Annotated in this window: 11 protein-coding genes; 1 reads left to right on the forward strand and 10 read right to left on the reverse strand. The window is 41.4% G+C overall.

The features are described from left to right. Positions 1-66 precede the first annotated feature (66 nt). From HXY43_RS01545 to HXY43_RS01560, 4 genes are all read right to left on the reverse strand, one after another. On the reverse strand, positions 67-201 hold the full coding sequence (locus HXY43_RS01545; protein WP_290879080.1) for a hypothetical protein: 135 nt from the start codon (positions 199-201) through the stop codon (positions 67-69). Positions 202-389: 188 nt separating this feature from the next. Beyond that, positions 390-1,586 carry a hypothetical protein gene (locus tag HXY43_RS01550; RefSeq protein ID WP_290879083.1) on the reverse strand — a complete coding sequence of 399 codons (1,197 nt, stop codon included), beginning with the start codon at positions 1,584-1,586 and terminating at the stop codon, positions 390-392. A gap of 183 nt (positions 1,587-1,769) precedes the next feature. Then, on the reverse strand, positions 1,770-5,201 hold the full coding sequence (locus HXY43_RS01555) for a molecular chaperone (protein ID WP_290879086.1): 3,432 nt from the start codon (positions 5,199-5,201) through the stop codon (positions 1,770-1,772). An 87-nt stretch (positions 5,202-5,288) separates the two neighbouring features. Further along, positions 5,289-7,856 (reverse strand): dynamin family protein, encoded by a 2,568-nt coding sequence (locus HXY43_RS01560; RefSeq protein ID WP_290879089.1) that lies wholly within the window; start codon positions 7,854-7,856, stop codon positions 5,289-5,291. Positions 7,857-8,045: 189 nt separating this feature from the next. Here HXY43_RS01560 and HXY43_RS01565 point away from each other — a divergent pair, with 189 nt between their 5' ends. After that, positions 8,046-8,303 carry a hypothetical protein gene (locus tag HXY43_RS01565; protein ID WP_290879090.1) on the forward strand — a complete coding sequence of 86 codons (258 nt, stop codon included), beginning with the start codon at positions 8,046-8,048 and terminating at the stop codon, positions 8,301-8,303. Positions 8,304-8,314: 11 nt separating this feature from the next. Here the strand turns inward: HXY43_RS01565 and HXY43_RS01570 are convergent, their stop codons facing one another. The 6 genes from HXY43_RS01570 to HXY43_RS01595 form a co-directional block, all read right to left on the reverse strand. After that, complete coding sequence (locus HXY43_RS01570; RefSeq protein WP_231510321.1) at positions 8,315-8,476, reverse strand: CopG family transcriptional regulator; 162 nt, start codon at positions 8,474-8,476, stop codon at positions 8,315-8,317. Positions 8,477-9,059: 583 nt separating this feature from the next. Continuing rightward, positions 9,060-11,171 (reverse strand): tetratricopeptide repeat protein, encoded by a 2,112-nt coding sequence (locus HXY43_RS01575; protein WP_290879094.1) that lies wholly within the window; start codon positions 11,169-11,171, stop codon positions 9,060-9,062. 575 nt (positions 11,172-11,746) lie between these two features. Beyond that, the gene (locus HXY43_RS01580) at positions 11,747-12,193 is read right to left on the reverse strand and encodes an ArsC/Spx/MgsR family protein (RefSeq protein WP_026733087.1); all 447 of its coding nucleotides are present in this window, start codon (positions 12,191-12,193) and stop codon (positions 11,747-11,749) included. Between the two features lie 216 nt (positions 12,194-12,409). Continuing rightward, positions 12,410-13,021, reverse strand: a complete 612-nt coding sequence (locus tag HXY43_RS01585; RefSeq protein ID WP_290879098.1) for a cupin — start codon at positions 13,019-13,021, stop codon at positions 12,410-12,412. 53 nt (positions 13,022-13,074) lie between these two features. Continuing rightward, positions 13,075-13,557: a hypothetical protein gene (locus HXY43_RS01590; protein ID WP_290879099.1), complete on the reverse strand. Its 483-nt coding sequence runs from the start codon at positions 13,555-13,557 to the stop codon at positions 13,075-13,077. 88 nt (positions 13,558-13,645) lie between these two features. Next, on the reverse strand, positions 13,646-14,236 hold the full coding sequence (locus HXY43_RS01595; protein ID WP_290879100.1) for a heme-copper oxidase subunit III: 591 nt from the start codon (positions 14,234-14,236) through the stop codon (positions 13,646-13,648). Positions 14,237-14,267: the final 31 nt, after the last annotated feature.

Below are 14,267 nucleotides of genomic sequence, written 5' to 3' on the forward strand. Positions count from 1 at the left end.
CCACTAACCACTAACCACTAACCACTAACCACTAACCACTAACCACTAACCACTAACCACTAACCACTAACCTACCTGTTCAATTTTCGATTTGTCTTTGACTACAACCTTGACCTTAACGCCGACGCCCTCCTTGACCAAAACACGAACCTTGACGACAAGATCACCGACCTTGACCACAACCTTGACCTTGACCGGCATGAGTTTTTTTCAGAGGATTCAAGATATCCTCTTAAAACTGTCATATATAGATATAGTTATCAGTCAGCTACAATACAGTCATTAAAAAAAGGGTGTAAGGAATTGGGAATTGGGAATTAGGAATAGGTAAAAATTATGAATGCTGAATGCTGAAAATTTCATAATTCATAATTCATAATTCATAATTTTTATGCCTCTAGCGAAGAACGAAAAAGTACACGTCCTGGAAGTACCTCGTCGTTAATTTTGGCATAAACCCGCAGACAGGCAGAAACTTCTCCCGGTATACCGCCAATTTCAAGTTGCAAATCGTCTTTTGACCAAGTGTAGACATCGGCATAGGTTCCCCACAACGGGCGAATCTGCACCTGATAACCAGCATCACGGGCTTTTTCCACTACTCCATTGAGAGTGCGCCGCGCTTCTTGTTGCAACTTGCCCCACCAAGAAAAGCGATCGCAGGTTGGCAAGTAAACTAAAGAATGGATCGCCTCATCTAAATCAAGTCTGGCACGGAGAGCGATCGCTGGGTCAGCCTCAGCAGTGGCGAGGACGCGGTGGAAGCGTTCGAGGAGTGCTGTAACATACTTAGCTTGTTCTGACTCTGAATCCAAAGACCTAACACCAAAGCGATCAACACTTTTCAAGGCATGGTGCAAACACGTATCTATATCGATAAATTTAAGACATGTAGAAACGATTCCCGCTAAAACATCAAACTCTCCATCTCTTGTTTCCATTCTCAATTGCGGATCGAAACCAATATTGTTTGACAAACACAATCCTTTAGCTTCAATATTTCCCTTCAAACCAGAGTAAACATGCTCGTTGCGGCAGAAAGACAGCTGTTGCAGGGAAAGCTTGTCTTCTAAAGCGCCTAACTGACTTACTTCTGCTAAAATACGCTCCTGCCAAACATGAGCCAGCTTTTCTGGAACTCGCAGCAGCAGACGTTGCAGTTCATTCCATAAATCAGTATCATTGCTGCTGTGAAATTCGTATTCACCTACATATTGCAACAGTTCTTTATCAGTCAGCAAAGCTTCGCAAATGTATTTTAGTTTCAGTTCGCCTGTTGTTGCTGGTTGAATTGGTTCAAACACATCCTCCCAAGATAGATGGGGTGATGGGGTGATGGGGTGATGGGGTGTTATCTTCTCCCCATCTCCGGTTCTCCCCACCTCCCAATCTTTCTCGGTTAATATCTTTGCTTGCAAAAGTTCATCTAACTCCTGTAACAATTCCTGACAAATACTGTTACCTGGATCTTTCGTGGCTTCCTTCAGTGCTTCTTGTAATTGAGTCCGCAGTCCATATAAACCCAACCGCAGTACCCAAGCTAATTTTGAGTCCTCAATCTCTAATAACTTGCTGAGGTGCTGCATGTTTTCTCCATTATTTATTGAATGCTCACGCCAAAAACCTCTCTTTTCCTCTGCGTTCTCTGCGTCCTCTGCGTTTCATTTAAAATTTTCTAACGCAAAGGGGCGCAGAGGTTAGCGCAGAGGGGAGGCAGCGCGCCCTTGGGGGTTCCCCCCGTTGTAGCGACTGCCGTCGCGCAGAGTTTTTTAATGCAATCCGCAAAATGGATCGCGTTCTGTCTCAACGTTATTAGATTGTGCTTGCAGGGAGTCTCGAAAAACACATCCTTCTTGTTTGAGGCATTCTGGATTTGTTGATGTCCAGTAAGGTACTTCAAAGGCATGGACTCGCAAGATACCTTGCTTGTTGAGAGAAACGTAATATTTACAAGGATATTCGGTTTTGAAGTCTGGTTGTGGCAATTCGCCAATGAGTTCCCATTTATTGGATTCTGGGTTGCGAAATTGGAAGTAAAAAGTGTGTTTGCCACTGGCAGGGAAGGGAGGTAATTCTGCAATTAACCCCATGCTTTGTAGTTGCATTTCACTGTCTTCATAGCGGAAAATTTGTAAATCTTGAGTGTGGTCTTTTTCGGCGGCAAATAGGACGGTGTGAGCATCGGTTTTGAGGGCGATCGCAGATTCGGCAACGTTGACTGCAATATCGCACACTACTTTACTTTCATCGGAAATGACTGCTGAGGAACCGATCGCTTTTGCTGCATCTAGGCTGGGAATGTTGGTGAGAATTAGATAATGGGGTTTACCCCGAGAAAGTAACAAGTCGATGTCTAGTTTTTGATTGATTTCAAACTGGACTTGAATGTGATTTTTGAAATCCTCTTCATTCATTCCTAGTTTTTTCATCAGAACGTCACCGTTGTAGCTACCCCAAAGTTGGAGTTTCATATTCTCAAAGTCTTGACGCCTGATGTTGTTCGTCAATTGCATCCCCAGCCAAGGACTGCGAAATTTGGCCATTGCATCGTCGGCTTGGAGTTGATACAATTCTTGCCCGGCATGAAAAATTGGATCGGGACTACCGCCAATTACTTCTCTAACAAAGGAGCAGGGTAGAAAATAAAACAGGTTTTTGACATCTATATATAATTGGTTGGCTCCTTTACGCAGCAAGTCTTTGGCTTGTTGGGGGGAGAAACTCAATTGTCTGAGTTTTTCGGCAAAGCAGGCTCCAGCAGAAGTTGCTAGTTTGGTATATTCAGGTTCAAAGGTGACGCGTTCTTCGTTCCAAACGAAATAGTTAGACTTGCTAAATACTCGGTAAAGTTCGCGTTCGACAAGTTCTAAGTTGCAGGTTTTGCCTGAGAGAATTAGCCAATCTACTGTTTCTGGAGAATTGTGAGGATTGACAGACTGATTTTTAAAGGCATTTTCGATCAATCCTTGGGCAATACCAATAGCTTCGCGAATAACAGGGGCTACGGCCTTTTCAAATTGTTCGACTGTGATTGTCACGCTCAAGCGATCGCTAACATCACTGGGTAAGTTAATGTCATTGTGTGCTAGCAGTTCTGAGATTTTTTGCCCATCCAGGGTAAATACGGGTGTATCTGCTGTTACACGCTTTTCTCCGAGAATGAGTTTAGCTGCTTCGGCGTATTCCCAAAGGGTGTAAAAAGTTTGAGCGCGAGATGGGGCATTTTTCCAGCGGGTGGGTAATACTTTTTCGGCGTCGTTTAAGGCTTCTTTGTAAGCTTCGCCTTCGCGAATTTCGTTATCTACACAAGCTAACAGCGAACCTTTCTGGAATTTGCCCATTTGGAGAAAGCGATCGCTCAATTCTTCTAGTTGAACTTTTAATACATCTTGGGGTAAACTTTCTTCAGCAATTGCACTGAGTAAACAATCGGCGATCGCTGCTTTCAAAAGCAAGAACAGTCGCAGTGTAATCAATTCGCCGCCCAGTTGCAAATGACCGGAAGAACCTAACAGTTTAGGCGTAAGTTTATAGTAGCGTCCACCATCCCCTCGATCTTCCCCAGGCTCGAAGGGGTTAATTTCTTCTAGGGTAAGGCGAATCAAGGCTAAGTCAGTTGTTCCACCACCTATGTCCAAAACCATGACATTTTGCCACCATCTATCTCCTTCGCGACGACAGCGAGTTTTGAAAGACTCAATTCCTAAATTCAAGTCACCGCCAAATTCTCGCCATAAAAAGAATATCGCCGCCGAAACAGCCTCGTCATACGCCATCTGCACATCGTCGATACCCAGTTGTTTTACCAACTGCTCTATTTCGCGGCGGACAAATGGTGAAGCGATAGTTGGGTAAGTGACTACGGCACGGTAAAATTTACCTTGGGAACATTTACCCGAACGCTGGCGATATTTTTCGGTCAAATCAATGAGCTGAGCATAAGCTGCTTGCAAAAGTTTATTGACAGGGATAGTATCCTCTTTGTCATTCAGGGTAATTTGAAAAGAGCGTTCTTGCCCAAAGTAGCGTTTGGGTGAATGCAGGAACCTGCTATCAATTCCCTCTCCTTGTCTGATGGCGTCGAGGCGATGCTGCTTGGCTTGTTCACCCAAGCTGACTTTGACTTTTGCTGGATCGTCCTTCGGTAAAAACGGTTCTAAACTGATAATTTCGATCTCGCTGGGAATTTCACTCAAACGCCGATCTTTATCTAGTTCTACCGAGATTAAACTTTGCCATTCTAGCGGTGGAACGCGAAATACTTCATGGTAGATTTTGTTTAAGTGCTTGCTAGCAGCGCGACGAAACCAAGGCAAGCGCTTGCTCAGAGCAATTTCAATTTGGCGGATCGCTTCTAAAAATTGCTCTCCATGCAAATTGCGTAAATTTACACTATTATCATCTTGCAAATTTTTACTAGCTTCAGCCAGAAATCTTTGCCATTCTTGCACCCAAGCATCCTGACTTAAACCCGCGATATTCTCCACAGGACGTTGAGTTAACCATGCAGCTAAGCGATCGCGCAACCTAGTTTCTTGTTCGCTAGGAAAACTATGAGGCGTGACAATCACTTTCGGATCGTAAAGTGTGACTGTCGAGTTAGATGTACCAAAATCAATTGCAAACCAGCCGGGATAAGTAATTTCTGGCTGATTTTCGATCTGCTTAACTGGTTCAGCTTCTGCTACTAATTCCGCTTCTGGTAGCGTTGGCGATGTTGGATGTTTGAATGAGCTTAACACTGAATCTGTAAATTCTGTAAAAGACATGATTGGTTTTTTAATCGAATAATCTTTGCTTGGATTAGTCCAGATATTGCATTCGGCCGTGGTGTATTTGCTGATAGATAAAAGTGGTTCACCCATTGCATCTGAGTCAAAATACTCTACAGCTACCTGTAAACTGCAATTAACACCTGCTGGTAAAGGTTGATTCCACCGACAATCACTTTGCCTTAATCGCTGGGGAGTAGAAAGTTGTAAAAGTTTAGTTGTACCAAAGTTTACACTTTTATATGCGGCTTGCATCGCAACTGCCAATTCTTCTGGCGTGCCAGTCACAAATATATTAATTCGGAAAATATGAGGAAAATTATGAGTAGGATAAGGTTTAATTTCAATTGCTGGCAGTAGTAATAGTGATGGATTGTTTGGATTAGTACGTAGTTGATAACGATTAAAAAGTTCGATTTTGATCGGCATTATTATATATTCCTTAGTGTTTATTCTTCGTGTCTTAGTGTCTTGGTGGTTTAAAAAACGAACCACCAAGACACGAAGACACAAAGATTAAATTTCTCTTGGTTCAGAGGCGATCGCCACTTGCGAAAGTGTTTCTAACCAAGGTGGAACAGATACAGGTTTGTCCTTGTCTGTAGCGGCGATATGTCGAAGTAAAGGTTCGTGTTTTGATTTCAAAAGTTCTTGCAAGCTGTCTACAATCTCCTTTAGTGCTCTAGAAAAAGAAAATTTTACCTGTTTAGTTAATTGGCTCACATATTGAACTAGGTGTAAACTAGCACTGGCAGTGATTTCATCACGCAGTCGCAAAACGGCAATTTGATGATTAAATGGTCTGGGGGGAACGGGAAATTTTTTATCAGGACTCCAGTCTAAAACTTGGCCTGTAGGGTGTTTGTCATCTTTCCGTGCTAAGGGGAATAAGGTATCGGCGTTGATAGGAAGTTGGCTACCAGCTAGTCCACTGTGTTCGATAATCAATTTTTGCCATTTATTCGCCGGATCGACTGCACGCAGGAGGTTACGGTAAAGGCGGAGTTGATTTTTACCGCAGTTTTGCTGGATATACTGTTCCATTTCGGGCGACACTACAGAATTGACTGTGTTGCGTTCGCGAGATACTTCCCCAGATAGTTTACTAAAAAAGTCTGTCACTGCCTCTTGAGTGCGATCGTGGGCGAAGGCTTGCATTTCCTGGATAGTTTGGACAAATGCAGGGTAAAAATCATCACTTTTAGTGGGAATTGTGTCTTCTATCTCTTCGTCACCAAAAAAGCTTTCGGTTTTGGTAAGGGCGATCGCGCCACTTTTAGTTCTATCAAAGAGTAATGTCCACTCGCTCCACTCAAAAAAGATTTTATTAGTTAACTCGTCCTTGACTACATCACTGACAGCTATGCCGTTGCGGTTCTTTAAAATAGGTTGTTTTTCTAACTCTTCTTGAAATTGTCTGTAGATAGTTACTAAATTTTCAATCGCTTCCCGGAGTTCGGTGAAAGCCGGGTTTTCTTCAACGGGGATGTATGCTGGGATTTGTTCGAGGAGAGTTTTGAGGTTGTCTTGCTCTTGTTGCAAAGCTTCCGCAGCCCTTTGGGTGTCTTCTACAAGTTGTTTCATGCCATGTTGGGCTACGTGGTCTTTGAGTAGTGAGCGCAACCTGCTAGTTCCGCCATCTTCAGCAAAGTCACTGAGTTGTTTTGGCAAGGTGCTAGAGGCGGGTAGCATTTGACTCAGTTGTTGCCATTTCTCCCGCAATTCCACTTCCTGGGGTTTGTTGGGGATGTCGAGTTCGGGGAGAAACTCTGGGGAGCATACTTGCACTAGTGAAGACAGTTCGGCAAGTTTAGTTAAGCCGTGGAGTTGAGACAGCAGGACAATATTTTTTTTCTCTGTGGTTAAATTGCTGGCGCTGGCAATGGTAAGTTGAAGGATGCTGAGGCGTTCTAAAATAGTTTCTTCTGAAAGTAACGGCTCGTCTACAAGCTCATCAAGAGTACGTTCGTCACTTGAGGTGAGGGGGAGTTGGTTGAAGCGCCCCACACCAACGATGATTCTATCTCTTAAGTCTTGTCCCTTGTCCCGTTCCAGCATTGTGCGAATTTTAGATGCGATCGCACCGCCTGGATATCTGCCATTGAGTAGCAGCAGAATAGTTTGGACATCTCTGAGTTCCCGCAGCGATAAAAAGGCATCCCGCACCCCAGAATCCGCAGATCCCAAACCGGGAAAGTCTAAGAGTACGAACTCATTTGTCCCTTGTAGGGAAGATAAATCCCAAACTTCTTTTGATACCTCAACTGTGACATCGATACGGCGGATTAGAGAAAAGCTGTTCTGCAAATCTGTTGCTGATGGTTGGGCGAAATTTGCCCACGTTTGGGGAGGTGGTGGTAGTTGTGTAAAGTTGAGTTCTAAGATATTCATGGGTGGCTCAGTTAATCTCAGCCCTTTTTTCGCGGTAGTATGGTCAATCTGGTAGCTTTTACCGCAAATATGCTTGCCGTAGGCGTTGTAGGTACGCATGAATACTACTAACTCTCGCAGTAGCGATCGCAGTTCTATACTTTGCGTCTGACTCCAAACTTGTTCGCACCATCTCAAGATACCGTTGCTATCAATCACAGTGGTGGGGTGCAAATTTTTTAGGGATTCAACTTGGGTTAAAGATACTTCTGCTGCTTTGACTCGCACTTCCATTTCCTGTAGCATAAAGCGCAGACATTCTTTCACACCCTCATCAGACAAATATTCGACGGTGTATTTGCCAATTTGCGTTGTTTGCAAATCTGGTTGCTGACGCAGGTGAATAGCAGTGACGTTACCAGTGGTAGGAGTTTCACTGACTGGCAAAGCATCAGCGTAACCAATCAGACTACCTATTAATAAAGTTTTGCCACTGCTAAATTCACCCATGATGCCAATTTTCACTGGTGAAGAGGCAAGTTTTACTACTCTTTGCCCAGCTGATTGCAAATTTTGGATGTGTTCATGAACACTAATAGGAACCCAACTTTCCTGGGGGGGTGGATTTTGTGATACTAACTCTAGGCTTTGCAGTACAGATTCTCCATATTCTTTATAGCGGCGCAATTGTTCCATTGCTATGTCGCTTTTCATACAATCTCCTGACTATAACCCTAGATAAATTATCGATTGTCCGCGCTTTTGACACTTCAAATCTTAATTAGGATACTCGGAAATTTTGGATTTTTAGCAGTAGCCATAGTTATAACTTGATTTTTAATCAAAGAAGTTTAGCAATTTGTTTGTTCTTATTGCTTCCAAATTGCAAAACTTAGTAGAAATTTGCATAAGTTTTTGGTTGCTGATTGGCGATCGCGTTCCGAGAAGCCGCTAAGCATCTACGCACTTACACAATCAGCATTCATCACCAACATCAATCCATCCATAGAGAACATCAAGACATTTGTGACCAACGTCTTGACGTTACTTATTAACGTCAACACATTTACAGAGAACATCAAGTCATTTGTAAGCAACGTCTTGATGTTCCTTATTAACGTGAAGACATTCATCACAAACGTGAAAGCGATCGCAAATTGACAGATGTCATATCAATCACGGTTGACTTCTTTCTCTTCAGATTCTTTAAGTTGCTCAATCATAAAGCTGATTTGGGCTGACACCGATCGCTTCTGCTTATTGCAATACTCTTTAAACCACTCAAAGAGTGATTCTGGAATTGTGACACTCGTCCGGCTCATTTTTTCAGTCAAAGCAGTACATCCTAATGCAACATATTCAGTATAGCTATTGATGTGTTAAATAAGCATCAATAGTTAAAAATATTAAAAATGCTATTGCTAATGTGACTAAGTCATACTAATATATAAATAAGAGAGGCGTTCCCACGACCAAGTAGACAACGCCTCTCTGACCAAACCTCTATTAGTAAGGTCTAATTAAATATGATGCCACAACCTATTCTTTGTCAGGTGACTTGCACCATATCCTGAACTTTGAATTCAAGATATGCCTCAATTTGGATGTCTTCATTTCCCAAATACTTACTCCATAGCGCAGTTAGAGTCAATTGATATTAGGTATCAGACTCCTCGTTACAAAATTACTTCTGTACGGCATACTAGTGCAAGCATGTAATATTCGGCATTACCTTGAGGCATGTAGATGCCTCAAGGAATTTTTTTGATTGCATGGCGATCGCACATCAGTTAATACCATTTTGAAAAAATAATGCGACAAATAGACATTGTAGAGACGCGCCATGGCGCGTCTCTACATCAGGATGTGTTGTAAACATTTATTAAATCGGTATAAGTTGCTTTGATAAAATTGGGGCTATTGCTGAAGCTCTTTAATTCGCATCAATGCACTCTTGTGGTAATTTTTCTTTCCTTTTTGCTGGTAAAGATTTGCAGCTTTGCGATAACTCTCAGCCGCTGCTTGCTTATTTCCTAATTGGGCGTAAGTAAGGCCTAGGGCATAATAAGCATCTGGATTGTTACTATCTATACTAAGAGCTTGTTGGTAATCGGCAAGGGCTTGTTCGTAGTAACCCAGCCTGCGATAGGTAATCCCTCTATTGATGTAAGCGTCAACATTATTTTTATTAATACCAAGTGCCCGATTGTAATCGGCAATAGCTAGTTCATATTTGCCCTGTCTGTGATAGGCAATTCCTCTATTGATGTAGGCATGGACATTTTTGCTAATGCTAATGGCTTGATTGTAATTGGTAATAGCTTGGTCGTACTTGCCCTGTCTGTAGTAAGCAATGCCTCTATTTATATAAGCCGTTGCATTGCGAGGATTTTTACTAATGATCTGATTGTAATTCTTGATAACTTTTTCTTGATTGCTCCTCTCAGTTATTTCGCTGCCTCTAGTGTAGAAATCTTCAATAACAATTGGTAGGGGTGTAGAAGAAGCCGAGATAGTACTATGAGGTTGAATTGTCCGATATTGTCCTTTGGGAACTGTAGTTGTATTGGGAATCAATACAGGAGGACAAGGGATTGGGAGTGTTAACGAAGGTGGCTGATTTTCGCATAAATGGTGAGTTTCGCTAACGCTTTTACTAACATTAGATTCTCTAAAAGTATTGGTTTGAGCTATTAGCGACTCTCTTTTAACAACGAGAGCAATAATAGCCAACAGGCTAAAACCAATTGTAAAGCTCTTACACAGAGCAGAGTTTTTATATTTTTGCACAATACTTTGGTGTACAAACTCCATTTCTATCTGGTTAAACCAGTTGTCATTGGAGTTAAGTACCTGTTTGAGCAATTCAAGCCTTGGGTTGTTATTCCAGAGATATTTTGCCTTTTGCTGCCTTTTCCACTCCATTGCTGCGGGTGCTAGCTGCCTTTGTAAAATAAAGCTTTCTTCATGTTCTTGTTTCCACTCCAGCAACTTTTGCCATCTTTGTAGTAAAAAATCATGAGTTAGTTCTAAATAAGGTTTCCCCTCAATATCTCGTCCTGTAACTAGTAGACCTGCTGCACAAAAGCGCCGAATCACCTCTTTGATTTGTGTGTTTTGTGGTTCTGGATACTCCAGTTCCAATAATAAAACTCGTCTGCGAGCCAACTTACCATTACTCACAGCCACCGTTCGCAGCATGACATAGCGGATAATTCGCTCGTAGGATTTATCCTGTTTGATTAACGCCTCATATTCACTATCAGCTCTTTCGACGAGACTGGGTAGTACCCCACCCATTTCTTCGTTGTTTTCTTGGGTAATTAACTGATTGTTTCCTCTAGCTTCTGTGAAACTTTTGAGATATTTAAGGTAGAGTTCAGTTAATGTAAAAGAGAATAGAGGTAGTGTTCCAGGCATGTGTGCTACCTCATCAATAAAATTCTCTATCAAACTGCAAAGCTGGAAATACAGCATCCTTTCTGATACTGCTTCCTCAGTGTAGGCATGCAGTTTCTCTGACATCATTGTCGGAATGACAAATCGAGCCGCATTCCAATATGGCTCTAAGACAGAATTTCTAAATTGAAATTCAAAGTCGCTTCTTAGTATCAGTATAATTCGCAATTTGTCTGAATACTTTGCTATAATTTTTGCCAAGAATTCGATCAACTTTTCACGTTCTTGCTTTTCCCCAGAGAGATTTATCAGTTCTTCCAACTGATCGATAACTAGTAGCAGTTTGGACTGAGGATTGTTTTGACTCCAAATCTTTATCTGGGCAGCAAGGTTCTCCACGTTTTGCTTATGGCTGGGACACACAATCGCTAGAATATGCCACTGCTGTTGATTTGATTTTGACTGTAACTGCTTGAGATAGGGAATCAAACCCTTATGGACTAAGCTAGATTTTCCAGTTTTAGAAGCCCCCAACACAACAGTTAGCGGCTGTTTACTCATAAACTGGTATAGTTTTTCAGTTAACACTTGTCTGCCAAATAACAGTTTGCTGTGTTGAAATTCGGGCATGTTGTATACTCCCCACATTCCGCAGCTTCCGCGAGAATTTTGATGGTACTTTTTACTTTTGACACCATCAGTTAAATCCCTGATACTCATTGAGTCAGCATAAGACTCTAGTATAAAGAAGGCAGGTATGCGGTCAACTCAGTTGGCAGAAGGTAAACAGTTTAAAATATAGGCTTTTCAGGTTGAGCGAACGCCGTCGTGAGCTACTAGATAAACAAGTGACTCTTGTTGCTAGAAGCAAGGAACAAAATAACCAATTTTCTCGCTAGTATTCAAGCGTACTTAAGTGCTCTTCACAAAAATTTTAATTTGTTAGGGAAAGAAAATATTACTTGTACAAGGGACTGGGGACTGGGTAAGCTGTTCCACATCTCATTTGCATAACTTGGGAGGCAGGATGCACACCCCACAAGAGATTGAGAAAATATAATATGCAATTTAAATATGCTTTAGCTTATTGGGAATTCTGAGAAGACAAAGTAGGCGAGGGAGAGGGATAGTGGGGAGACTGTCCGCGCGAAATCCCCCATCACCCCATCCCTCCAAGTCCTCCTTGTCTTCCTAATCCCCAGTCCCTAGTGTTTGTGTTCGTGTCCGTGCTTATGGGAACAGATTTGTAGATCTTGGTTCATCAGCTTTTCAGTTATTTCTTTGAGAGTCGCATCTTTTGACTTTAAGCCGATCCAAGCGTCGATTTTCTCTGCATCGAAACCCACCTCACGGCGATCGCCTACTTCCATCAAAGGGCGGCGAATTAATAGGGGATCTTTGAGCATCAGCATCAAGGCTGTTTGGTCATCTATGTTTTCAGGAACTATCTCACCTGATTGTACGCGGGGAGCAGCACGGTTAAACCATTCGGCTACAGGGCGATCGCTAAAAAATGAGCGCAAACGTTCAACAGTCCAGGGTTCTGTTAGTAGGTTATACGCTATCACTTCATGACCTGCGGCTGTTAATAGAGTTTTTTGTTTGGTATTGTTCTTACAGCCTGGTTTTTCATAAAAAATCACTCTTGCCATTACAGTAACTCCTAATAGTTCTAACAGTTGAGAAGCAAAATTGAACCACTAAGACTCCAAGACACAAAGAATATTTTTCTGAGTGTCTGTGTGATTAATAATTCATTAGTATTTATCAATGATGAACTAAATTAAAAAAATAGCCTTGTTCACCATAATTAAATTTTAATTGTTTTTCTAATTATTTTTTAATTAATAATTATTGAGGTTGACTAATTAAAATTTTTTAGCAGTATGAGTCAATATATTATATTCAAATCGCTGTTTTGGATCAGTTTCACCATAAAGATTAAAAGTAACAGTTGGTTCATCACCAACAGCTTCTACACAATGAATTGCATCAGGAGTAAAGCTAATAATATCCCCAGGTAACAAAGTTAACTCTTCTGTTTGTTCAATTTTATCTGGAAATTCACGGCTGGCGTTTCGGTGCCAAAAAGTATTTTTTTCCTGTCCTTTTAATACTGCTACTACTCCCCAAGTACCGTGATTATGAATATTCGATTTTGTGCCTGGTGCGAATGTGGCTGTTTGCAGAGTTAACGGAAAACCTAATTCATCATAGAGAAGCAAAACTGATGTTCCAGTTTTGGGACAAGGTGCTGAATATTGACTTTGCACCCAATAAGAATTAACAAGCAACTGTCTTACTAGCATCTGAATTTCTGGCAGACGGCTGGTTTGATCCTCAACTTCATTGAGAATATCTTCTAATTCGGTCAAAAATCGATAAAGGCGATAATTATCTCTTAATAAATCCCATGCTCTTACAGATTTACAGGTTTGATACTGGCCATCTCCATTGACATGCCAATCTCTATGTTTCATAAGTTACGTCTGATATGAATTAAACCTATGACCAAAATCATGTTTTGGAATACTCACTCTTCTTCCGGTGGGTGAGTCAGAATATCAAGTAATATGCCTGCGCCAAAGTCGTTTTTATCATCAATACTTTTAACTTTAGTGCTGATTTCTTTTGCTTTTTCTAGTTCTCCTAGTTTTGCCAGTACTAACCCTGATGCTGCATAAGCATTTATGTAGAGTCTAATTGACGGATCTTCTTTCCGATTTGTTAGTATTGGCTGGAGTTGTTCCCAATCATCAGGTAATTTGTCTGCTTTTTTAATTTTATCTATAACTTTAAGAACTGTTTTTAGTGCCATTTGATAATTATTCTTATAGTAAAAATATCTATATGCTGCTACCAAAACTTCTGTGTTATCTTCTGTTTTGGCTAAAGCTTGATTCATATATTTTTCTGATTGTGATGTGTTCTCCCAGTTTTCGGCTGCTAATATCAATAACTTTTTAATTTCCTCTGGCACTTGAAACCAAGAAAATCTCTCTGCATCAATTTGCATAAAAACCTCCTTTTGTTTGGTTAGTAGTTAGTAGATAGTGGTTAGTAGTAAACAACTAACTACTAACCACTAACCACTAACTCTTCCTTTAAAACAAAGTCAAAATGTACAGCAGTGTGAAGAGAATAATCCAAATAATATCTACGAAGTGCCAGTAAATTTCTGCCATTTCGATGCCAGTGTGTTTGGTCGCAGAATAGTGACCGGGACGACGCGATCGCCACAATACACCCAAAATCAACAGCAGTCCCACGAAAACGTGCAAACCGTGGAACCCAGTCATGATATAAAAACAGTTGGCGAAGACGTTGGTAGTCAAACCATATCCTAAGGTCATGTATTCATAAACCTGACCAGCTAGGAAAATTGCGCCCATGATGGCAGTGAGGATGTACCATGTCCGCATTCCCTTAATGTCATTCTTCTTAATCGCCGTATCACCAAAGTGAATGACGAAACTACTGGAAACCAGAATGATGGTGTTAATTGTCGGTACTAATAACTCTACTTCCGTTCCTTCTGGCGGCCAAACTTCGGTACTTCCTCGGAAGAACAAATAAGTGGCAAAAAACCCACCAAACATCAAGGATTCCGATACAAGAAACGTCAATAATCCCCAAACTCGTAAATCCTTATGTTCCTCGTGATGGGCTGGACTTGTCGTTGTTGCGATCGCCATATCGTTTAATTGTTAGTAGTTAGTAGATAGT

Origin of the sequence: Fischerella sp. (genome assembly GCF_013388695.1) — a bacterium.
Taxonomy (GTDB): Bacteria; Cyanobacteriota; Cyanobacteriia; order Cyanobacteriales; family Nostocaceae; genus PCC9605.

Excerpts from the sequence above, each read along its gene's own strand:
- HXY43_RS01590 (WP_290879099.1), bottom strand. The coding sequence starts at position 13,557 with ATGCAAATTGATGCAGAGAGATTTTCTTGGTTTCAAGTGCCAGAGGAA.
- HXY43_RS01560 (WP_290879089.1), bottom strand. The coding sequence starts at position 7,856 with ATGAAAAGCGACATAGCAATGGAACAATTGCGCCGCTATAAAGAATAT.
- HXY43_RS01555 (WP_290879086.1), bottom strand. The coding sequence starts at position 5,201 with ATGCCGATCAAAATCGAACTTTTTAATCGTTATCAACTACGTACTAAT.
- HXY43_RS01580 (WP_026733087.1), bottom strand. The coding sequence starts at position 12,193 with ATGGCAAGAGTGATTTTTTATGAAAAACCAGGCTGTAAGAACAATACC.
- HXY43_RS01585 (WP_290879098.1), bottom strand. The coding sequence starts at position 13,021 with ATGAAACATAGAGATTGGCATGTCAATGGAGATGGCCAGTATCAAACC.
- HXY43_RS01575 (WP_290879094.1), bottom strand. The coding sequence starts at position 11,171 with ATGCCCGAATTTCAACACAGCAAACTGTTATTTGGCAGACAAGTGTTA.
- HXY43_RS01550 (WP_290879083.1), bottom strand. The coding sequence starts at position 1,586 with ATGCAGCACCTCAGCAAGTTATTAGAGATTGAGGACTCAAAATTAGCT.
- HXY43_RS01595 (WP_290879100.1), bottom strand. The coding sequence starts at position 14,236 with ATGGCGATCGCAACAACGACAAGTCCAGCCCATCACGAGGAACATAAG.
- HXY43_RS01545 (WP_290879080.1), bottom strand. The coding sequence starts at position 201 with ATGCCGGTCAAGGTCAAGGTTGTGGTCAAGGTCGGTGATCTTGTCGTC.